Origin of the sequence: Halobacillus naozhouensis (assembly GCF_029714185.1) — a bacterium.
Lineage (GTDB): Bacteria > Bacillota > Bacilli > Bacillales > Halobacillaceae > Halobacillus_A > Halobacillus_A naozhouensis.
The window spans coordinates 2,801,724-2,822,993 of sequence record NZ_CP121671.1 but is presented as its reverse complement, the minus strand read 5'-3'; the positions used below and the strand labels follow the sequence as shown (position 1 = coordinate 2,822,993).

Genomic DNA, 21,270 nt, shown 5'->3' with positions numbered 1-21,270 from the left:
CATTAGATGGAACGCCGAATGCTGGGAAACTAGCACGTTCGGTGCGGAGCAGGGGAAAAGCCGGAGATAACTTCAAACGCTTACCTATTGCTAACTTATCTTGAATAAAGGTAAGCGCTATTCTTACATATAAGGGCCAATTTATGGAAAAATTATGCTAAAATTGAACAAGAAAAATACTTGTATTGATTAGGGGAGATACTTTTGAAGAAAATACTTTTATTACTTTCTTTGTCTTTTTGTGTGTCTCTTTTGTTTGCTTGTCAATCTCAAGAGAAAGAGATGACACTGCTAGATGACATTTCATCGATTTCTATTTCTAAATCTGACGGGTATGGAGGAATAAATGAAGATTACTTTACTACGATTGATAAAGATACACTCATATCAAAGTTTGAAGAAGCCCTGAAAAACGCAGAAGGTAAAAAACAGAAAGGTGATGTAGATAGTGAAAATCCAGACTATGATATATTAATTCGCTATGAAGATGGCAATTGTGTAGTGCAATATAGAAGTACAGAGATGTGCAATGAAAACGTACATAACTCTGCACTTCTTTTTTAGATAAAAAAAAGCCTTGCCAGCCATCCAATATAACTCTACTGTAATTGGTGTCGAATCAAACACAGTGGAGGTCGAGAGGATTGCTAGCAATGACTAAAATCAATCATATCAAAACTTTACGAAATCATGAAGACGTTTCTATTAATGAAATCGCTAATCGAGCTCAAGTGAATTGGCGTACCGCCAAGAAATATGCGGATGAAGAGCAAGTCCCAAAAGAAAAACAGATGGCTCGAAAAGGAATGATGTATGAGGAACATTGGGGAGAAATCGTAACGGACTGGCTTATAGAAGATCGAAAACTAAAGCTAAAACTGAGAAGGAAAAATAAGACCATATTTCAACAACTTCAAGGTCATGGGTTTGAAGGGTCCTACCGGACCGTCTGTTATTTCATTGCTGAGTGGAAAGAAGGAAAGAATAATTCAGAGGAAATTAAAGATAAAAATAGTGAAAGGTTAAATCACCCCCCGGCTGAAGCCCAAGTGGACTTTGGAATAACTGAAGCTGTTAAAGACGGTAAATTTATCGATGTTCATTGTTTAGTGATGAGCCTACCTTATAGTAATGCAGCTTTAACTGTTCCTCTCCCGGGGGAAAATCAGGAATGCTTTTTATACGGGTTAAAGAAGATCTTCGAGCGACTGGGTGGAGTACCGCGAAAGCTTAGAATCGATAATTTGAAAGCCGCCGTTATTAAAGCAAGGGATAAGGATGGCGAAGCCATCTTTACAGATGAATTTCTTCAGTTCGCTAATTTCTATAGATTTGAAATCCAAGCGTGTAATGTGCGTAAGGGGAATGAGAAAGGGCACGTTGAAAATAAAGTAGGATATGTAAGATATAACTTCGTTACTCCTTCTCCAATCATAGAAAGCTATGAGGATCTAACCAATATCTTAAATGAAAAACTAGTACAAGATCGTCAGCGAATTCACTACTCAAAGGAAGTCCGTATTCAAGAATTGCTTGATGAAGAAATGAACCATGCCCTAGCTCTGCCGGAGGAAGATTATCCGATATTTAAAGAAATGAAGGTGACGGCTAACAAGTATGGAGAAATCACTATAGACAGCAAGAAAGAGCATATTCCTAAAGGATATAATTTTAGTTATCTTCATCTAGTACTTTATTGGGACCGTTATAAAGTGGTCTCTCCTTACGGAGAAATTCTGCACTCGGACTTTCGTCCATATATGAACAAAAGTCGAAATATTCCTTGGCTTTCCATTATGAGAGCCTGGGCGTCCAAACCAAGATCAGTTCCTTATTCAAGATATAACCCATATTTGCCAGGGCGCATAGCAGCTTATCTAAATATTGAATCACTTACTTTACGAAAAGAACGATTGCATTGGTTGATCAACCTATTAATCAATCATGATATGGAGGAAATTAATGAAAGGTTTTATGATCTCCTCCAACACCAACCTGAAAGAATCTCTGATTCTACTTCCCATCCTTACGACGTTGATTGGTCCAAATACGACCTATTACAACCAAGCGCGAAAGAGGATGGTGAGCAGCGAATATGAACATTAGGGATATGTGTAAAAGCTTACGATTGGCTTATGTAGCTGACATTTACGAAAAAATTCCATTTGAAAATGAAACGCAATACTTAGAAGCACTCTTCCGTAAGGAATTTGAATTAAGAGAAGAAGCAAAAGCTGAACGTCTGATTAAAAAAGCAAAGTTCGTTAATTATAAAAACCTTGCGGATTTTCAATGGGGAGATCAAATAAGGTTTCCTCCTCAGCTAGATCGTACTGAATTGATAGATCTACACTTTATTTCTCAGAAAGAGAATGTAGTTCTAACAGGTTCTCCAGGTACAGGGAAGACTCATTTAGCGACAGGGTTAGGCCGGGAGGCGTGTAAGAAAGGCTATGAGGTCCGATTCTACCGAGTGTCTGATCTAGTTGATATGTTAGAAAGAATGTGGAGAGAAGGAAAGCTCCAACAGTTTAGGAATCGCTTTAAAAAAGTGGATCTAATCATTTTAGATGAGATGGGATACATTCCATTTAGTAAAGAAGGAGCCGAGCTGCTTTTTCAACTCATCACCGATTGGTATGAACAGAAGAGCATCATAATCACTTCAAACCTGGAATTTAGTCAATGGAATCGTATTTTTGTGGACTCGAGACTTACGGCAGCTTTGGTTGACCGGGTTATACATCATGCCCATGTACTTACATTTGCGGGAGATAGTTACAGAGTCAGCCATGCTTTATCAAGGCAAAACAACTGAACAAAATCGGCTGGCAAGCTTATGTATTTTTCATTGCATTATTATGTACTTTTCTATTGCAAAACACAGCAATACTCACGGATTGAATCTTGTACTTGGTAAAACAGGAGAAAAAAGCAGAGTGATGTATGTCGGTCACGAAAATAATGGTTTTGATATTTCCCCTAAGGATACAAAGATATTAAGAGGTATGTTAGATAATCAGTAAATACTAAATATTGTTCCGTTATCGGAGCGCGTTTATCGAACAACATGCCCTTTCAAATATGATGGTGATTAGTTTTCATAATAATCATACTTACATTAGGGATTTAGAGGACCAGCATTACAGAACAATAAAAAAACTAAAGGTTGGGGATTATTTGAGTGAGAAACTAATTGCTAAAATGATATTCATACTGATAGCATTCCTTTTTCTAACAGCCTGTAATTCTATGTATCATCAGTTAGGTGTAGAAAAGGAAGAACCCCCAGAATATGAGAAAAACTTTCGTGAAGAAGGGGCAAATTCTCAACTTATTTTCACCCAAAAAACAACAGAGGGTTCAGGAGAGACGGAAGCAAAATTATCTTTGGCAGATACGTTAGTCAAACTTACGGAATTTTATAGTATAACTTCTATAAAGGTTATTGACAGTAATGGGGAAGACTGGTATGCCGTTTATTTTAAGGATGAACACGGTATTAGATATATTCAAAATAAAGAGCCTGAGGATTTAACCAGAGAAGAGAAAAGTGCTTTAAATTATTATAAGACCTTAGATAGCCCTAGTTTTCCATTATTAGAATACTCAAAAGACGAAATTTTAGATTACAAGAGAGAATAGTGTGTTGTTTGCAATATAATTTTATTCCATTATAGGGCGCTTACCTTGAATAAAGGTAAGCGCCAATCTTACATATAAGGACCAGATAATTAAATGAATGATTTCTCGGAATAGGGGGTTATATTATAATGAAAAAATACAAAATTCATATTTGGATTGGATTCATCCTTATAATTTTATTTATGTATGCGGATGCCCTATTAAATGGAAGCACCTACTCTGATACGATATGGAACCATTTAACTAAAGCAGGCATTTTTCTCGGTGCATCTATAATTTATATCCCACCCATAATTAGGAAATTTAGGAAGAAAAGAGAGGTGAACAGTATTGAGTTACACTGAAAACCAACAAAAAAGTAATAAAAAGAAACTATTCCAATAAATAAATCGATTAACGCCCCATAGATTAACAAAATATAGTTAATTTTTAATGTGGCAAGATATTTAAGGATGGGTTAAACATGTTACCAGCTTGGCAAAACCGTAAAGGAACTTTATTAATTTTAGATATCTCACTAACCGTTGCTATGTTTTTAACAATATTTATTAATTTCTTTATTAATTTTCTTTTAGCAGAAATTATATTGTATTTACTAGGAGGTATAGTCTTAATTAGAGCTATTGAAGACTTCTCTAAAAATAAAAAACTTTATGCTTTACTTGGTTGTGTTATTGCTATATTTATTTTTATCACTACTTTTTATAAAATTTGAACTGTTGAATGTTGAATATAGGCTTGGCTTTAATTTATTTTTACGAAAAGTTATCTAATGGATTAATTACTTTTCTGACTGTGTTTTTTGTTATGAGCTTTATTTATTTTGGATCAATTATTTTCTTTTAATCCTATTAAAGAAACGGGGCGCTTTTACGGAATAAGGATTTGCACTCTTTTGCATGAAAGCGCCATTTAATTGAATAAGATTACACAAAAAGTCGATTTCCTAATGTAAAGGAAATCGACTTTTTTAGATTAAATTCTTCCCTAATTATAAAGGTTTTACTTTAAGTTCCTTCAATGAATTTTAAATATGGTATTGACTATTCAGTTGAACTGTATTACTTTATTATAAAGTCAAACTATATAGTTGAACTGGATAGAGGGTGAAAGTATGAAACATAAATTATTGCCGTTGTCTGAAACCATGCATTATATTTTATTAGCTCTACGTGAGCCACTCCACGGCTATGCCGTAATGCAGAAGATAGAAAAAATAAGTAATGGTAACGTTATTTTAGCGGCTGGTACATTATATGGGGCAATTGAAAACTTGAATAAACATGGTTGGATTGAACCTGTTGGAAATTCAGGGCGGAGAAAAGTTTATATGATAACTACAGAAGGAAGCGCCATTTTGAAAATGGAACAAGAAAGACTATTGCATATTTTATCCTTGTATGAAGGAAGTGAATCAAATGAGGAGGTTTAAAGTATTTTTTAATATTGAAAAAGAAGAGCAATGGCTGAACGAGCAATTACAAAAAGGCTATCGCTGTACAAATATTAGTGGATTAGGAATATACACTTTCGAAAAAACTGACAAGAGATATGTTATGCGACTTGATTATCAAGATTATTTACCAAAGAAAAAGTTCGTGGAATACAAAGGGATATATGAAGATTTCGGTTGGGTCTATATAAAGGGGTTCTGGCTTGGTGGAATACGGTATTGGCAAAAAGAAGATGATGCTCAAAATGAAATCTTCTCGGATCGTCAATCAAAGGGTAATTATTATAAAAGATTAATGGGTTATTCATTTGGGTTGGGTATGCTGTGTTTGGCTTTTTCTTATATGCTTTACAAGGATTCGGGATTATATTTAACTGAAGGTCTTTGGAGTATGAAAGGTGCATTATTTTGGAAAGCACTTTTATTTGAAACTCCATTTGTCCTTTTGAGGTTGTTTCCCGCACTTCTGGTTGTTTTTTTTGGTAGCAGTTTCTATAAAGCTTATCGAAAGTATTCAATGTTAAAAGAAAAATAATGCGAGGAGGTTAAGTATGAATTTTTTTAAAATTCAAAGATAATTGAGGATAATGTATCTACAACAATCGAGCGCAAATCTGGAATAATACTTGCGCTCTTTCTTTTTTTAAAGGACTATTTAATTGATTGATTACTTGAAGAGAGTTTCGAAATTTTAAATAATTACTTAAGGAAAAATTTGTATGATTAGATTTAATCCTTTGCCCGTTTATTTTCACCCGTTTTATAAATGCTGCTTTTGGAGTTGAACACATTGCCAAAAATACAAGTCAGAGATATTCAAATGTATTATGAGGAAAAAGGAGAAGGACCTGTACTCGTCATGATTATGGGTCTTGGAGCAAACCTAGATTGGTGGGGAGATGATTTTCGAAACGACCTTTCCAGGGAATTTCGTACAATCGCTTTCGATAACCGTGGTTCCGGACGCACAGACAGACCAACCACGGGTTATACTATTGCCAATTTTGCCAGAGATACGATTGAACTAATGAACAAACTAGACATAAAAAAAGCCCATATCATGGGGTTCTCTATGGGTGGGATGGTAGCACAAGAGATTGCTTTGCATTACCCGGAGAGAGTGGATAAGTTAGTTTTAGGTTGTACAAACTGCGGAGGCGATCAACAAGTTCCCGCAGATGAAGACGTACGAGCATGGCTGCAGAAAGAAAATAGCGGAACACAGGGAAAAGTAAAAGACCACCTCGTTCATATCCTTTTTCCTCACAAATTTGCATCCACACACAAGGAATTTATTAAAGAGGTGTTAAAATGGGCAGGAAAAGCGCCGATTGATGCTATGTCCTTCCAACGTCAATTAAGGATGATCTTTCAATGGGACGGTAATTACGATCGGTTGACTGGGCTTACTGTTCCAGTGCTAGTCATGCATGGTCAGGAAGACGCGATTATTCCAGCCGAAAACGCTAATATCTTAAATAAAATGATACCAGAATCGGAATTGCGTTTATTTGAAGGAGGCGGGCATGGGTTTAATACCCAATTCCCCCATAAAGTATCAACGGAGGTTCTGTCATTTTTGAACCACAATCATTAAGTAATGGAGTGATCCGGCTGGAGTAAATAGAGTTTCTCAGTGAAAACGTTTATAAAATTCATTCCTCTTTATATATTAGAGAACATTTATTTTCTAATATCTATTGCTTAAAACACAAAAGAAGCCTTACCTTTTATGGTGTAAGCTCCTCACCCCACTGGACTGACACCAAATCGTTCAAATAGGCTTATCTAACAGGCGGTTACAATATTAAATTCTAGGTTACCAGCTAATTAATTAGCTGGTTATTTTTTTGGCTTTCTAGATGGTAAGACGTCGTTCGATCAGCAAACCCAATCTTTTCTTTTCCATTAAAGATTAAAACACTATAAAGAAGGGGTATAGAAGGATAAATAGATCATGTCCATAGAGGAGTGTCAAAATGAAGCATCAGAACAAACTCCAAGCCACAATAAAGAAGTACAAAAACATGTCCAAAAGAGAGAAATGGCACCAAATTTACTCCAACCTTTGGGTGACGCCGATTATTTATGCAGGGTTATCTCTATTGCTTTTTGCCATTACCGTGTGGGCCGATCTGAAAATGGAGTTTGGTAACATGATGCCATCTATTTTGAGTGCAAACTATCAATTGACCGAAACCATTTTAAGTACCTTAACGGGGGGACTTTTATCATTAAACGCCTTTACCTTTTATGGTGTGTTAACAGCATTAACGACTTTCGCTGGCCAATATTCACCGAGAATCCTAAAGAATTTTATGATGACCAAAGTGACACAGCGAACCCTAGGGATTTTTAACGGGAGTTTCCTGTATGTATTGTTTTGTCTATTGTTTCTAAACGGCGAAGCAGCCTCTCAATATTGTTTGATCCCGGTCACAGCAACCTTACTAACTGCTTTATGTTTAGGGACTTTTGCCTTTTTTATTAACTACATTGTCACTTGGCTTCAAGTATCCAATATGACGGGAGATATGAAAATGGAATCCATTGATATTATTGAGAATTCCTTACTTAATGAGCTTGATCCTTACAGGGTAGAAGATGAAGGGACAATAAATGCTCAACTCCCGGAATATAAGGCACATCACATAGGCCTTGATGATTCGGGTTATTTACAAACGATTGACTTTATTCCATTGATTGAGGAAGCATATAAAGATGATCTCATTATTCGCCTAGAATACAAAGTTGGGAGTTTTGTCTTTAGCTCAATGCCCTTGTTAACCTACTGGAAGAAGAATGAGAGAACAACCATTAATGAATATAAATATAAAAATATGTTCCATACAGGAAATAGTCAAACCGAAATTCAGGATATAGAATTCAGTATCAATAAATTTGTGGAAATTGCGATTCGTGCCTTGGGAAATGATGACCCCAAAACAGCAACTGACACCCTTTATGATATTGGAGATTTATTAATCAATATTTCTCAGAAGGCGAAGTTGACTCCTTATTTAACCGATAAAGATTCTAACCTTCGTCTTATTTTACAAAACCTTACCTTTGACGATTATTTATACATTGGATTCGCTTCTATACGGCATTATGCAAGAGATAACGTGGGCATTACCGTTGAGTTACTTAAAGTCCTTGATGCGATTGCACGAGCAGTGAGTAAACGAGATCACCAGGCTGTCTGGGAATTTGCTTTCTATACGGCCAGTGGATTCGAATACGAGTATATGCACCATCTGGATGAAAGAAAGTTTTATAATGGACTGTTTAATATCGCCAAAGCAACGGGGCACGAGGACGATTATAGAAGCCTTATGGAGGGGTCTCCGACCAATCTGAAGGGTCCTCTATAAAATACAACGGGAAACAATTAAAAGGACCCACTTGTGGATAATGTATGTTTTACCCACACCTGTTCCACTAAAAAGTAGCTCTGAATAGGGCTAATTCTTTTTACAATAAATCTATAAGGGGTACCGCCAGCAAAACGTTAAACGGGAAGGTTGGAAGGTATTGTAATACCCTTGAATTATTTTTCTGTGTTATTATCTAGTAGAAAATATAATTTTTTGGAGGATAAGATGAGTCAATATCATGTTGGACAAACTATACAAAAACGATGCAGAACATGCCTTCATGATGAAGCGAAGGTCATTAAGGTTGATCGAAAAGATCTCAATGAAAAGGAAGCTGTTATTCTTTGGTCTCAATGCCCAGAATGTGGTTCGAATGATAATGAGCTTATACCAGGGGAAGACTAAGGTGGATCTTTAAGGTGTTAAATAAAAGTCTCATTTCTCGATTATTAATCGAAAAATAAGGCTTTTTCTATTCTACCACGGAATGTCCGGATGTGGTTAAACTCCTTATTCACCTTTTTGTTTGATCAACTTGTTACGGTCATCTGCTTGTGGTGGTTCTTCCATCCAACCGTTTTTTATTCAATAAGATCAGCACTATCTTTCGCATATGGGGAGACTCCGAGATAAGTGTAAAAATAGGACATAGTATGGGGAATAATCCCATCCTATGGCTAAGTTATATGGATTACTTTTTTAAAAATAAGCTCACAGTTGGGGTATCGCCAACATTTTAACGTAATACTCACGCTTAGACAGAATCTTCAATAAAAATACGATTTTTACAACGCTAAGATATAATTTCATATTTCTACGCAAAACTTTTAATGTGATAGTACCTTCTGAGAATCATAAGGGTACTTATTTCTGTGATTTTTAAATCAAGATTTTAGCGTAGAATGCGAGATCTACGCTATTAAAGCCGTCAGTTTGTAAATAAATGGATTAGCGTGAGTAATGTGACAAAAAGTTGGTACTACCCCAATAATAAAAAGGTTTCAAGCGCTTACCTCCTACCATCAAATGGGGGCCTAGGAAGAACGAAGAACGGTTTTACAAAAAAACTACTTAATAAACGATGACAGAATAGTAATGAGAAAGAATTTTGAATAACATGCTGTTAAGCAAACGGGCGCGTTTATCGAATAACGCGTCCTTTTGGCCATAAAGTAATTGTGAAGTTGATGAGAATTTGAAATAATTGTTATTAAGCTAAAGAGTAAGTTACTTTAACAAAATATAATGACGGGGTTGGGATACATTTGTTAAAAAATATACTTTTTCAAATTATTATTGGAGTAATTACGATACTTTTTTCAAGTTATGCTCTGATAACACATAACGAAGACATACTATTACTGCCATTTATACAAGGTATATTAGGATTTATAATTGTGGTTATGCTGGCATGTGGAATATCTGCATTTCGGAGGAAAAGAAAAGGATTGGGCTTGTTCTTTACTTTTGTAACTATATTTTTATTTACAATTGCCCTTCTAAATAACACTATGGCAATTGAGGGTATAATCCCTATTTTGGCTATGTATATTGTTTTTGGAGTTCCTATAGGTATCATTGTAATGTTGGCCCACCGAGTAAATACTAGAAATGAGTTATGAAAATACCATTACCAATATTAATCGCTTATTGTGCCAAAGACGCAGAAAATGATTGCTACATATTCAATGTTCCGTTATAGGGGAGCGATTGTTACAGTAGAAAGTCGTCCTCATTGCTCAAGATTTTTTAGAAATTGGAGTTGAAATTTTAAAATGGGTCAAAAGAAAAAAGATCAATCAAATATGGTTTACCTTTATGCCCTAATTCTATTCTGGATATTTGATACAATTGATACCTTTTTCATAGAAGAAAAATGGTTTGATTTCATATTCTCCTCATTAACGATGGTTGCAATAGCTGGTTTTACATATATTAGTTTAAAAAAACACAAAAAATTTGTGACGGTTATTTTATGTATTTTATTTATTGCCTATTTATATGAGGCAATTTGAAAGTCCTAATTCAATTAAAGGAGCGCGTTTATCGAATAACGTGTCCTTTTTTAATTTAAGGGCCATATTGTTGAATAAAAAAGGGCGCTTTATCGGAACATTAGCTATGTTTTTTCCCTTTCAACCAAATAAACAGCAGTTTGGTTAAAAATGTTAACCGCAATATATTTATGTTATCCTTTAACTGGAAAACTATTTACTTTTTTGGGTGGTGAGAGATTGTCTAATAAAACTAGGTTTATAATTTCGATAATCGCAGTTATTTTACTAGTAACCAATTGTATTATTTCTTTTAACAATCACTATGATTTAAAGTGGCTATGGCTTGCTGTAGCTTTATCCAGTGTATTTAATTGTTTTTATTTTTATAAAAAGAAAGGAAATCAAATCAATTAGTCTCATTAAAATATACATATGTGGAAAACCAAAAATATCAGCAATTCTATTGCTTTAAATCAATAAATTGATCTTCATTAAACGGGCGCTTATCTTGAAAAGGTAAGCGCCAATCTTACATATGAGGGCCAGATAATTAAATGAATGATTTCTCGGAATAGGGGGTTGTTTTATAATGAAAAAATACAGAATTCATATTTGGATTGGGTTCATCCTTATAATCTTATTTATGTATGTGGATGCCCTATTAAATGGGAGCACCTACTCTGATACAATATGGAACCATTTAACAAAAGTAGGCATTTTTCTCGGTGCATCTATAATTTATATTCCACCCATAATTAGGAAAGTTAGGAAGAAAAAAGAGTGAATTTAGTCTAGGGAATGTTCAACAAACGGGCGCTTTCCTTGATTAAGGAACAAGCGCCTGACTTATGTAAAGGACGTTAAATGGAATAAAACTGAAGACCTTATCTAGCTAGATGCTAGTTACAGAGGAGCGTCTTTTTTGTAGAATCTAAACGTTAAAATAAGTACCTTGATTTTATCAATTTATTAGGGAACGGGAAGCACTCGAGTTTCGTCTAACGAGATGTAAAAGGGGGTGGGAGGATATGCATGACAAGCGAGAAAAGCAAGAACATCAGTCTACACGAGAGATATTAGTGGATTTAATGGAAGAGTACGGGGACATGGTGCTTCGTGTTGCATTTACATATGTGAAGGAAAGGCAGTTAGCCGAAGATCTTTCGCAGGAAATATTTATTAAGTGTTATCAATCCCTTCATACTTTCGAGGAACGCTCTTCCTACCGGACGTGGTTGTATCGAATTACAGTGAATTACTGCAAGGATTACGTTAGGAGTTGGCCATTTCGGAATTTAATCCCTCGATCGGTAGTAAGACCAGGAAATGATCGAAGTATGGATTCCGTGTCTTCTCAAGTTGTGCAGCGAGAAGAGAATGATTTACTTTTTAAGAAGGTGTTAAAGCTTTCGGTGAAGCTGCGTGAAGTGGTTATCTTTTATTACTACGAGAATTTATCCGTAAATGAGATTGCCTGTGTTTTACAGGTGAACCCAAATACGGTTAAAAGCAGGCTTCATCGCGCTCGAAAAAGCTTAAGACATCATATCGAAGGGGGAATGATCCTTGAAGAATAAATGGAGCTACCCAGAAAAGATGAATCAGATGAAATTTAAGGAGAGTCATCAGCAAAAGGTATTGAGTCAGCTAGACACCCCGCCTCGTAAGGGAAAGCCCCGAATGCTCCTTTTAAGCAGTTTAACGGCTGCAGCCTTAGTCGTAATACTGTTGGGGAGTGCGCTATTTATGCCGGCAATGGAAAATGTCGTCGCAAAAATCCCGTATATTAGCCAGTTTATAAAGGAAGAGGAACAACGGTTGGATCAGATGGAAAACATCTCAGATCAGGTTAAGATTATTGCAAAAGAAAACGGATTGAAGATCGGAAACCTTCAGCTTCGTTTGGAAAAGAAAGAATTGAAAGTCGCTTTTACTGGATTGTCTGGAAACGAAAAGAACCTTTCAGATCAGATACAAACTCAACTTGGAGAAGCAGGTCTAACCGGTTATGAAGTGACGGTTGTTCCTTTTAAAGAAAAAGAGATCCAAGCCGAACGAAGCAAAGAAGAGATTGAGCAGGATATGCGAGATAGTGAAGCACTACAGGCTACATTAACAAAACGTTTGAAGGCGGAAGGGTATGAGTTAATGTTTCCAATCTCCGTTCGGATCAATGATATAGAAGGTATTTTCATGAACGTCATTGTACCTGAAACGGAAGATCGCTTAGACCAATTAAAGGAAATAATGAAAGAAGAGGCCCAGGTCTATGGAGATGAATATAAGCTGGATGTTCGACAAGTGCAGAAAATCGCACGGGAGCAAGAGAAACAATGGGCAAAAACAGGAGCGCTCGGTCATATTGCTAGTGCGTTGATGGAAGCTAAGAACTTGCCTGTAACAGGTTTTGCTTACTCGTTTCACCCCTATCCTCTTCAGATAACGGTCAAAACATCTTTAAATGAAGGTGATCCCGATGCCCAGCAGATTGCACAGGAAATTAGCTCGGAAATTGATTTGCTTATCCAAAGTGATGAGGAGACAGAAGCTATTCGTGACGCTCGTTATAATGTGAAAGTATTAAGTAAAGATAAAAAGGAAATCAAATAAAAGTTTGGATAGTCGCCTGTCTGGTTACATGCGACTATCCAATTGGTTTGGAGAAATATATTAAAACAGTCGGCGCAATAATATATTCGAGGGGGAATATTAATGGATGGTGCAATCATAACTTTCATTTTCACTTTAACTGTTGTGCTAATTATTAATTTTACAGGACACAGATTGATTGTTAATAAAGGCGAGGTACTTGGAGGGAAAACGATAACTATTTTGCTTGTTCAAAGTTTAACAATAACTATCATACTAAGTTTTGTCTGATTTTTTGAACTTTGAAAGTGACAGAGCGATCTTCCTTGATAGGGGGCGGAAGAGTAAGATCGTTGTTAATATTATCTTGAAATCAAGTCTTCATGAAACGGGCGCAATTCTGAAACAAAGGATTGCGCTTTTATTAATGTGTCGGGTCAGATTGTTTAATAAGAATTAATGAAAATGGAGTTTTAGTTTCCAATTTGTGTTAATATCGAAGTGTTTAGTTTTCAAATGAAAGGTGTGGGGTTAATGATTGTGTTGGTTATATTTTATGGTTTTCTCATTAACGCTCTCGTGATGATTGCGGGTCTGGGTTACTATAAATTACGTAGGGAAAAGTCTAGCTATTCATCATTATTAATAGTTAATTTGATTGTCTCAGGTTTAGGTTTTTTGTATGGATTTACTGCTGGATTTTTCACTTATAACGACCCATACATTGTTCAAACTGTAGGAATAATGGCATTTGGTATGCTCATATTTTGCTTAGTGCCTTTGATTTTTCATATGCTATGGGAATAAGAAAATTATTTGACCCACTTATTTTAAGCCAACCATTTCGAACCTACCCGAATAACTCATTAGTCGTCTTTCCCCCATCCCCGTGACCTATACATCCTAAGACAGTATTAAGCAATCGGGCGCAATTCTGGAGCAAAAGATTGCGCTTTTCTTAATGTATGGGGCCAGATAATTGAATAAGAATTTAAAAGAAAGAGGGAATTTTATTTCCATTTTGTGTTAAAATGAATGTGCATTCATGTCATCAAATCCAAAGGAGTGATGGTAATCACATTTTCATTAATATTTGGAGTATTTGTAGGAGCGATTGTAATTTTAACGTTTGTTGTTCCAGCTTTTTTGGCTGTTAAAAGAAATGAGAAGGGGCCAGCCCCTCGAAAAATTTCATTAGGTGTTTTGGGGCTGTTGGTTATTAATTGGTTGCTTTTTTTAACTGGTTCTTACGCTTTATTACCGACAAACATAGCAGAGCTAATATTTATTCCTGTATGGTTGGTGTTATGTGTGGCGGGAGTAATTGTTGCTGCTTATGAATTTAAAAATAACAAAGGTTTTGCCATACCTGTTGCTGGTTTAACAACCATAAGCTTCTTGTTTAGCGTTCTCGCTAGTGGAATCTCTAAAATGTAATTGCCGTTAACGATCCTGTAGAAACAATAAGGATTTTTGAACGAACATAACTTAAACAAATAATTCAAAACATAGTTTTTTTAGTTTAGCTTGCTAAACAAACGGGCGCAATTCTCGAGCAAAGGATTGCGCTTTTCTTAATGTATAGGGCCATTTTGTTGAGGAGAAATTTAGAAAGAAAAAATGAAGGTGGGATGAAATATGATTGATGCTGGTTGGCTTAACGTCGGCAGTTTGGTACTTGGATTAGTAGCTTGGATAATTCCTATTATTAATCTTGCGGGAGATAAAAAACAGAAGAATATGAAATGGATTGCTCTTTCTATTATCAGTTTCAGCGCTTGCGCTATCGCAATATGTTTACAAATTTTTTATAACCTTCACTTGGTAAAAATTGAAGACTGGGCTGCTCTGGGGGATACAATGCGTGGTGTAGCTGTTGCTTCAATATTACTTGTCATTGTTACCATTTTATTAAATGCACTTACGTTGTTTTTATATCGGGATAGGGGCGCATTGTAAAACAATCGGGCGCTTATCTGAAGTAAATAGGAGGTGATTTTAATTAAGACACTCGTCAATATTGGTGACAAAAAACTAGAGGTATGGATGAAAGGATATGGTAGGACAATAATTATTCAACCAGGTATGATAAGCTCTTTATTTGAATGGGAAACTTTATGTGAAAATCTTTCCAGACACGCAAGAGTGATTGTTTACAATAGAGCTAGCTGCGGTCGAAGTGATAAGGGGATAATACCAAGAAATTGTAAGGAGAACGCAAAGGATCTTAATGCTCTGATTAAGAAGCTTAGTATCACTTCTCCTATATTATTAGGCCATTCTTATGGAGGGCTCATTCTTCAGCAATTTGCTCAGGAGTATCCAAACGTGGCTAGTGGGTTTATTTTAGTCGACTCAACTTCATATGATGCTTATAAACTAGATGAAGTTGAGATCGACGGAGAGGATGGAAATAGTACGGAAACTTGGATAGAAAAATGCAAAACGTATTCCGGTCTTTCAAAAGACGATTTACAAGTGGAGATGAAAGATTGGATTATTGAACTCAAAAAATTATTACCAAGCAGCAGACACATAGAAGTAGAGGAATTTATGAGTAACCCATCCATGTTCGAATCTCTAAGTGAAGAGCTTGAATATGATCTCTTGTCCGGTAGGGAAACTAATCAGCGCATATTTCCTGATACCCCTACTTTAGTTATAGGTAGGGATCCAAAGGCATCAATTATAGAAATGGTAGAAAGTGAAGGGTTACATAAGGCAGAAGCCGAGGAAATAGAACACATATGACAATCGTTAATCCGCAATCAAACTAAGCTAAACTCTCACACTAAATATATTTTAGCCGAAGGATCTGGGCATAGTGTTCATCTTGAAAAGCCTGAAGTTATAGAGATAGCTGTAGACTCCATTCTTGCCAGTACACAAATGGAACAATAAATCCACATATCTTGAATTCAAATCTTAAACAATCGCGGGGCGTTTACAAAACTCAGTATCACCCACGTTACAAATGAAAAACGTATGACTGTCTTGCAAATTAATATGTAGAGTAGATTGCTGAATATAAGATTGGAGGATTAAAGTGAAAGAATTTAACGTAATGGTGGATAACCACTCTTTTAAAGCATATGAGTTCGGAGACAACAGATTGCCTTCACTCGTTTGTCTTCATGGAATGACAGGGGACTCGAATAGTTTTCTGGAACTAAGAGAGTATCTATTTGAAGATTTTCACATAATTATTTTAGATCTCCCAGGCCATGGAGAAACCAATCCATTAAAATTAGAAAGAGATTACCGGTTCACCTCACTTGCGAAACGTATTTACCGAGTAATACATACATTAGTAAATAGTACTTTTTACATTCTGGGTCATTCTTGGGGGGCTGACCTGGCGCTACATACGGCAAAAGAGTTTCCCGATAAAATAGAAGGACTAGTCTTAATAGATGGAGGGTATGTATTTCCTGAAATGGCTGAGGGCTTGACAAAAGGGAAAGCGCTTTCAGGTTGGTCGGAATATATAGAGTCAAGCAAATATAGCTCTTGGGATGAGATAGTCAATACATACCAAGAGTACACGACAAAGCCTTGGAATAAGAAACTTGATTCTATTATCTCCTCTAATTTTATCAAAAGTAATGATCACTATATTCTGAGAGCTGATCGTTACAGCCTTTTAGCAACAATCCAAGCATTCTATTCAGAACCGTGCTCAACTACTTACAAAAACATTGAATGTCCGGTTTTATTATTCTATTCCACATTGCCAAATTATGATAACTCGCGACAAAAAGGAATCGAAAAAATTAAGAACGCGTTAAAAAAGGTGAAAGTTATAGGGATAGAAAATACAAAACATAATGTTCGTTGGGATTCTCCAGAAAGAGTAGCAACTGAAATTCTGAACTGGAAAATTAATTTGAAAAGTTACTTCCTTTATAAAAGGATGGGATAAAATCTCACCAAAACATCAAACATCTTTAAATAACTTGAAATCAAGTCTTCACCAAACGGGGCGCAAATCTGGAGTAAGGATTGTTATTTATGAAAGGGCCAGATTGCGGAGCAAGGCATCTTGGGATAGGAACTGCATATAACAACCTCACCTTTCACATAGGGTTGGTTTATATATTACCTTTGTAATATATATTTTACTATTGACTAGTATATGTTACGATGTAAGTGTAATGTAATTGGATCGAGGTGGTTGAACTGAGAGGAATCACTGTAAAAAATAAAGTAAAGATTGTTCGTATTGAAAAGGGGGGACTCACACAAAGTGAGTTTGCTAAAAAGGTTGGCGTAACAAGGCAAACAATGAATTTGATTGAAGCTCAAAAATACAATCCAACTATTCAGTTATGCTTGCAAATAAGTAAATATTTAGATACCTCTTTAGACGAATTGTTTTGGATAGAAAACTAAAAAGAAGGTGAGATAATGAATAATAGATACATCACAATGCTTGCTGGTGGAATTGTTGGTGTAGGCATAGTGAGTTTGATCGTGGGTGCGATACAATGGGGATTACTTATAGGACTGGGTTTTGGCATTAGTATCGCCGAATGGCTAAAGAGGAGAAGAGATGCCGAGGGTGTTGTGGAATCGGACGAAAGGGTTGAATTTAGTTACCGAAAATTTTTAGTTGCGGTTTTTGGGCTATCAAATTTCTTGCTTTTCATATATTTGTTTGTCCGCGATCAGTTTTTAAATCAAGAGTTAATTGAAGTTAGGTACATTTTTTACTATCTTTTGGCTACCTTTGCTGTCTGTATTTTTATAGGCCCTGCAATAATTAAGAAAAAATAGATGAAAATTAGGAATTGAATTATTCCAGAAATTGGGTTATCAATTGAAGGGGGAGGCTATGTGATGACCAAGGACCTATGGAAAAGCTATATTTTCTTAATATTAAGTGCATTTGTAACGCTCTCAATTGTCGCATTTTTCTTCGTTGGATTTGGTACTGACAATCAATCCTTGTTTCAGGCTATGTATTACTTGATTTTAATATTAGGGATAGCTTCCTTAATAATGGGGTTTTGGAGTTTTATATCTAAACAAGCATTGCAAAAATCAACTATTTTTGCTTCAGTCTTAATGGTAGCAAACCTTTTAATATTTTTATTCCTTTTTTAATTTACTCTATTAAAATTTGTTGATACCTTTTACAATCGGGCGCAATTCTGGAATAAGTATTGCGCCCTTAGGTGTATTTTAGGTGAATTTAATCCATCAATTTAACACGTTGTTCGAGAAATATTTCCTCTAACGACGGTTCAATAACGTTCACTGCGTAAATGTTAATCCCTTGTGTTATAAGGGAGTTAAGAAGTATTGGGATATCTTCCTCTGCAAAAACTTCCGTAACAAAAAAGTTTTGATCCCATTCGTATTTATAAGTCTCTTTAGAAAGGTTCTGTTCAATCTGCTTTTTATGGGTCGCTGTTATATCAGGAGCTAATTTGACCCGAATGGTTAAGGTCGATTGGTAGGATTTCCTCAATTCGTCCATTGAACCCTGAGTGAAAATCTCACCCTCTTTCATGATCGCAATATTCGTACAGATCTTTTCTACCTCATCTAAATTATGAGAAGTCATGAAAATAGTCTTGCCTCGGCTGTTTAACTCCTTAATAAGCTGTTGAATTTGAATAACGGCTTCGGCATCAATCCCAGAAGTCGGCTCATCTAGAAAAAGGAGTTCCGGGTCATGGACAATAGCCTGAGCAATACCTAACTTTTTCTTCATTCCAAAAGAAAACTTTCCTACTTTTTTATTTTGGTGTTCTGCGAGTCCAACCAGGCTCAATGTTTCATGAATTTTAGAGTCGGAAACTTTAATTCCAGAAATCCTGGAAAAGTACTTCAAATGTTTCTTTGCACTAAGATTGTTATAAAAAGAAGAGTAGTCAGGTAGGACGCCAATTTTAGATTTTACTTCATCAAGATCTCCCTCATAATTTAACAAACGAAATTCACCGGATGTAGGAAGCATGATTCCCGTAAGTATATTAATAAACGTTGTTTTCCCAGCTCCATTACGGCCTAGAAAACCAAATATCTCACCTTTATTTACTTCCAAAGAAATAGAACGAACAACTTGTTGGTTCTTGAACGATTTAGATAGATTGTTTGTTTGAATGATTGTCATTAGAAATCTCTCCTCTTAAAGATGTACAGGGATAGAAACGATAACACCATGGCCAGTAATAGAGGAGCAAGCTTTAACGGTAAATCGAATGCAAAATAGTGATAGGGTGTTAGATATTTAAACCAATTAATATAAAATTTTTCTGACATAATAGCCCATAAGGATAAACCAGGAAGAAGCAAGGAAAGCGCTATTCCAAGAAACATGGATTGACCTGGTCTGGACACTAACATGGGAAAGCAAAACAGCTGCGCTAATGCAATAGAATAAAAAAACCATACACTCCAATAACATCATGTAATGGAGGGACTTAGAGAAAAAGGTGGTTACGATTAAGCACACTGTCACAATGATGAACCAGAACAGAATGATTCCTAGTAATTTACCAAATAGAATGTTATTCCGAGATGTTTTAGTTACTAGAAATCGCATTGTACGTGACTCAACTTCTCTATTAATGGTGCTGTGAGACAATGTAAACACAAAAAGCAACCCAAAGAAAAAGATAGAAACCGACAAACCGGTCGTGTAGATATCTTGCTTTGTAACTCCTTCAATATTTCCAGGAAAGACGCTAGCTAACCGAGCAGATAGATAGGACACACCTAATAATATTCCAATGATAATGATAGGACGGATGCCTTTAAATAATTCTTTACACTCTCTTGCGCAAATCGCCCACATTATTTTTCTCCCTTTAACGGGAGGGCATCTTCTATGTCCTCACGATTATTAAGATAGTCACGTATAATCCACCTTAAAATGAAACTAGCTAGAATAGTATAGGCGATGAGATTAGGAAAAGTAAGAGGTATATCTGTGTGCAGCACAAGTGTACCTCCGATGAATAGCGAAATAATCACAACCCAATAGGTAATGTATCCGGCAAAGTGAGCATTAGAACGGGTGCGCTGATCATGCTCAAGATTGACCTTGGTCCAGTTTCCTTTTCTATGAATATCAACCCCAAATGAGCCATAGTGAATCGTGGCTATAATAGCAGCAACTAAAGTCATTGTAGAGTGAGACTGAAAAAAATACATATAAAATAAAAATAACGGAATCCCCATTTTCAACAGGAAGTTTGTTCTATAGGTTACGTTCATTTTCATTCCTCTCCTTCGATCCAAAATAAATTCTCTAAAGAGCAATCTAGTACAGTAGCTAATTTAATGGCTGTTCCAATGGATGGTTCATAACGTTGCTTTTCTATAGCAATAATCGTTTGTCTGGTAACGAGGATCTTTTCGGCCAATTGATCCTGAGTGAAACCCATTTCTTTTCTAAAATCTTTTACGTCATTACGTACTCCATGTTTCATCGTTAACGACCTTCCTGAATTGTAATGTGCACCTTACATAATTCAATTATATACGAGGGGTAATGTAATGTAAACGTTACATTTAAAATTTTCCATATTTATATGGAAACAATTACTCGTTTAATGAGGTTGTTCCATACTTCTAAGAGGGATGATACTTTTTAGAAGTATATATGGTATGAATTATTTGGCGAGCAGTTTTGGGGACATTTTTCATATTTCTGTTGATCAATTATCGGGTGCAAAAACGGGAGGTCGTTTTAAACAAGTTTTCATGAAAAGGTCCATTTTGTTGAGGAGAAATTTAGAAAGAAAAAAATGAAGGTGGGATGAAATATGATTGATGCTGGTTGGCTTAACGTCGGCAGTTTGATACTTGGGTTAATAGCTTGGATAATTCCTATTATTAATCTTGCGGGAGATAAAAAACAGAAGAATATGAAATGGATTGGTCTTTCTATTATCAGTTTCAGCGCTTGCGCTATCGCAATATGTTTACAAATTTTTTATAACCTTCACTTGGTAAAAATTGAAGACTGGGCTGCTCTGGGGGATACAATGCGTGGTGTAGCTGTTGCTTCAACAGTACTTGTCATTGTTACCATTTTGTTAAATTCACTTACGTTGTTTTTATATCGGGATAGGGGCGCATTGTAAAACAATCGGGCGCGTTTATCGAATAACGCGTCCTTTTGAATAGGGCCAGATAATTGAATAAGGATTTAAAAGAAATAATTGTTTATAATTCCCATTACGTGTTAAATTGA

Annotated in this window: 30 protein-coding genes; 26 read left to right on the top strand and 4 right to left on the bottom strand. The window is 35.8% G+C overall.

Going from position 1 to position 21,270, the window contains the following annotated elements:
- Positions 1-204: 204 nt before the first annotated feature.
- The 25 genes from P9989_RS14820 (at position 205) to P9989_RS14700 (ending at position 18,167) form a co-directional block, all read left to right on the top strand.
- Entirely contained in the window at positions 205-564 is a 360-nt protein-coding gene (locus P9989_RS14820) for a hypothetical protein (RefSeq protein ID WP_283075643.1), read from the top strand.
- Positions 565-653: 89 nt separating this feature from the next.
- On the top strand, positions 654-2,099 hold the full coding sequence (gene istA, locus P9989_RS14815; RefSeq protein WP_346274861.1) for an IS21 family transposase: 1,446 nt from the start codon (positions 654-656) through the stop codon (positions 2,097-2,099).
- Complete coding sequence (gene istB / locus P9989_RS14810) at positions 2,096-2,818, top strand: IS21-like element helper ATPase IstB (protein WP_283075641.1); 723 nt, start codon at positions 2,096-2,098, stop codon at positions 2,816-2,818. Before istA ends, istB begins: the two co-directional genes overlap by 4 nt.
- Entirely contained in the window at positions 2,793-3,026 is a 234-nt protein-coding gene (locus tag P9989_RS14805) for a hypothetical protein (RefSeq protein WP_283075640.1), read from the top strand. The genes istB and P9989_RS14805 overlap by 26 nt, the downstream gene beginning before the upstream one ends.
- Before the next feature lie 58 nt (positions 3,027-3,084).
- Positions 3,085-3,645: a hypothetical protein gene (locus tag P9989_RS14800; protein ID WP_283075639.1), complete on the top strand. Its 561-nt coding sequence runs from the start codon at positions 3,085-3,087 to the stop codon at positions 3,643-3,645.
- 128 nt (positions 3,646-3,773) lie between these two features.
- Positions 3,774-3,989 (top strand): hypothetical protein, encoded by a 216-nt coding sequence (locus tag P9989_RS14795; RefSeq protein ID WP_283075638.1) that lies wholly within the window; start codon positions 3,774-3,776, stop codon positions 3,987-3,989.
- Between the two features lie 119 nt (positions 3,990-4,108).
- Positions 4,109-4,360 carry a hypothetical protein gene (locus tag P9989_RS14790; RefSeq protein WP_283075637.1) on the top strand — a complete coding sequence of 84 codons (252 nt, stop codon included), beginning with the start codon at positions 4,109-4,111 and terminating at the stop codon, positions 4,358-4,360.
- A 399-nt stretch (positions 4,361-4,759) separates the two neighbouring features.
- Positions 4,760-5,077: a PadR family transcriptional regulator gene (locus tag P9989_RS14785; RefSeq protein ID WP_283075636.1), complete on the top strand. Its 318-nt coding sequence runs from the start codon at positions 4,760-4,762 to the stop codon at positions 5,075-5,077.
- Complete coding sequence (locus P9989_RS14780) at positions 5,064-5,633, top strand: DUF2812 domain-containing protein (RefSeq protein ID WP_283078942.1); 570 nt, start codon at positions 5,064-5,066, stop codon at positions 5,631-5,633. Before P9989_RS14785 ends, P9989_RS14780 begins: the two co-directional genes overlap by 14 nt.
- Positions 5,634-5,888: 255 nt before the next feature.
- On the top strand, positions 5,889-6,695 hold the full coding sequence (locus P9989_RS14775; protein WP_283075635.1) for an alpha/beta fold hydrolase: 807 nt from the start codon (positions 5,889-5,891) through the stop codon (positions 6,693-6,695).
- Positions 6,696-7,077: 382 nt separating this feature from the next.
- Complete coding sequence (locus tag P9989_RS14770) at positions 7,078-8,472, top strand: DUF2254 domain-containing protein (protein WP_283075634.1); 1,395 nt, start codon at positions 7,078-7,080, stop codon at positions 8,470-8,472.
- Between the two features lie 228 nt (positions 8,473-8,700).
- Positions 8,701-8,880 carry a hypothetical protein gene (locus P9989_RS14765; protein ID WP_283075633.1) on the top strand — a complete coding sequence of 60 codons (180 nt, stop codon included), beginning with the start codon at positions 8,701-8,703 and terminating at the stop codon, positions 8,878-8,880.
- Between the two features lie 860 nt (positions 8,881-9,740).
- Positions 9,741-10,097 carry a hypothetical protein gene (locus P9989_RS14760; protein WP_283075632.1) on the top strand — a complete coding sequence of 119 codons (357 nt, stop codon included), beginning with the start codon at positions 9,741-9,743 and terminating at the stop codon, positions 10,095-10,097.
- A gap of 183 nt (positions 10,098-10,280) precedes the next feature.
- Complete coding sequence (locus P9989_RS14755) at positions 10,281-10,490, top strand: hypothetical protein (RefSeq protein WP_283075631.1); 210 nt, start codon at positions 10,281-10,283, stop codon at positions 10,488-10,490.
- Between the two features lie 1,010 nt (positions 10,491-11,500).
- A complete protein-coding gene (locus P9989_RS14750) occupies positions 11,501-12,049 on the top strand; it encodes a sigma-70 family RNA polymerase sigma factor (RefSeq protein WP_283075630.1) in 549 nt (182 codons plus the stop codon).
- On the top strand, positions 12,039-13,082 hold the full coding sequence (locus tag P9989_RS14745; protein WP_283075629.1) for a DUF4030 domain-containing protein: 1,044 nt from the start codon (positions 12,039-12,041) through the stop codon (positions 13,080-13,082). Before P9989_RS14750 ends, P9989_RS14745 begins: the two co-directional genes overlap by 11 nt.
- A gap of 102 nt (positions 13,083-13,184) precedes the next feature.
- Positions 13,185-13,352, top strand: coding sequence for a hypothetical protein (locus P9989_RS14740; RefSeq protein WP_283075628.1), 168 nt, complete (start codon positions 13,185-13,187; stop codon positions 13,350-13,352).
- Positions 13,353-13,595: 243 nt separating this feature from the next.
- A complete protein-coding gene (locus P9989_RS14735; protein ID WP_283075627.1) occupies positions 13,596-13,868 on the top strand; it encodes a hypothetical protein in 273 nt (90 codons plus the stop codon).
- Positions 13,869-14,096: 228 nt separating this feature from the next.
- Positions 14,097-14,498, top strand: a complete 402-nt coding sequence (locus tag P9989_RS14730) for a hypothetical protein (RefSeq protein ID WP_283075626.1) — start codon at positions 14,097-14,099, stop codon at positions 14,496-14,498.
- Between the two features lie 201 nt (positions 14,499-14,699).
- Positions 14,700-15,020 carry a hypothetical protein gene (locus P9989_RS14725; RefSeq protein WP_283075625.1) on the top strand — a complete coding sequence of 107 codons (321 nt, stop codon included), beginning with the start codon at positions 14,700-14,702 and terminating at the stop codon, positions 15,018-15,020.
- A 33-nt stretch (positions 15,021-15,053) separates the two neighbouring features.
- Complete coding sequence (locus tag P9989_RS14720; protein ID WP_283075624.1) at positions 15,054-15,812, top strand: alpha/beta hydrolase; 759 nt, start codon at positions 15,054-15,056, stop codon at positions 15,810-15,812.
- 295 nt (positions 15,813-16,107) lie between these two features.
- Complete coding sequence (locus P9989_RS14715) at positions 16,108-16,983, top strand: alpha/beta fold hydrolase (RefSeq protein ID WP_283075623.1); 876 nt, start codon at positions 16,108-16,110, stop codon at positions 16,981-16,983.
- Positions 16,984-17,231: 248 nt separating this feature from the next.
- A complete protein-coding gene (locus tag P9989_RS14710; RefSeq protein WP_390305336.1) occupies positions 17,232-17,453 on the top strand; it encodes a helix-turn-helix transcriptional regulator in 222 nt (73 codons plus the stop codon).
- A gap of 15 nt (positions 17,454-17,468) precedes the next feature.
- On the top strand, positions 17,469-17,837 hold the full coding sequence (locus P9989_RS14705; protein ID WP_283075622.1) for a hypothetical protein: 369 nt from the start codon (positions 17,469-17,471) through the stop codon (positions 17,835-17,837).
- Positions 17,838-17,900: 63 nt separating this feature from the next.
- On the top strand, positions 17,901-18,167 hold the full coding sequence (locus P9989_RS14700) for a hypothetical protein (RefSeq protein ID WP_283078940.1): 267 nt from the start codon (positions 17,901-17,903) through the stop codon (positions 18,165-18,167).
- 88 nt (positions 18,168-18,255) lie between these two features.
- Here P9989_RS14700 and P9989_RS14695 read toward each other — a convergent pair whose 3' ends face one another.
- From P9989_RS14695 to P9989_RS14685, 4 genes are all read right to left on the bottom strand, one after another.
- Positions 18,256-19,182 carry an ABC transporter ATP-binding protein gene (locus P9989_RS14695; protein WP_283075621.1) on the bottom strand — a complete coding sequence of 309 codons (927 nt, stop codon included), beginning with the start codon at positions 19,180-19,182 and terminating at the stop codon, positions 18,256-18,258.
- A gap of 126 nt (positions 19,183-19,308) precedes the next feature.
- On the bottom strand, positions 19,309-19,866 hold the full coding sequence (locus P9989_RS21715; RefSeq protein ID WP_390305340.1) for an ABC transporter permease subunit: 558 nt from the start codon (positions 19,864-19,866) through the stop codon (positions 19,309-19,311).
- Complete coding sequence (locus tag P9989_RS14690) at positions 19,866-20,288, bottom strand: hypothetical protein (protein WP_283075620.1); 423 nt, start codon at positions 20,286-20,288, stop codon at positions 19,866-19,868. Before P9989_RS14690 ends, P9989_RS21715 begins: the two co-directional genes overlap by 1 nt.
- A 2-nt stretch (positions 20,289-20,290) precedes the next feature.
- On the bottom strand, positions 20,291-20,503 hold the full coding sequence (locus P9989_RS14685) for a helix-turn-helix transcriptional regulator (RefSeq protein ID WP_283075619.1): 213 nt from the start codon (positions 20,501-20,503) through the stop codon (positions 20,291-20,293).
- A 336-nt stretch (positions 20,504-20,839) separates the two neighbouring features.
- Here P9989_RS14685 and P9989_RS14680 point away from each other — a divergent pair, with 336 nt between their 5' ends.
- On the top strand, positions 20,840-21,160 hold the full coding sequence (locus tag P9989_RS14680) for a hypothetical protein (RefSeq protein ID WP_283075618.1): 321 nt from the start codon (positions 20,840-20,842) through the stop codon (positions 21,158-21,160).
- Positions 21,161-21,270: the final 110 nt, after the last annotated feature.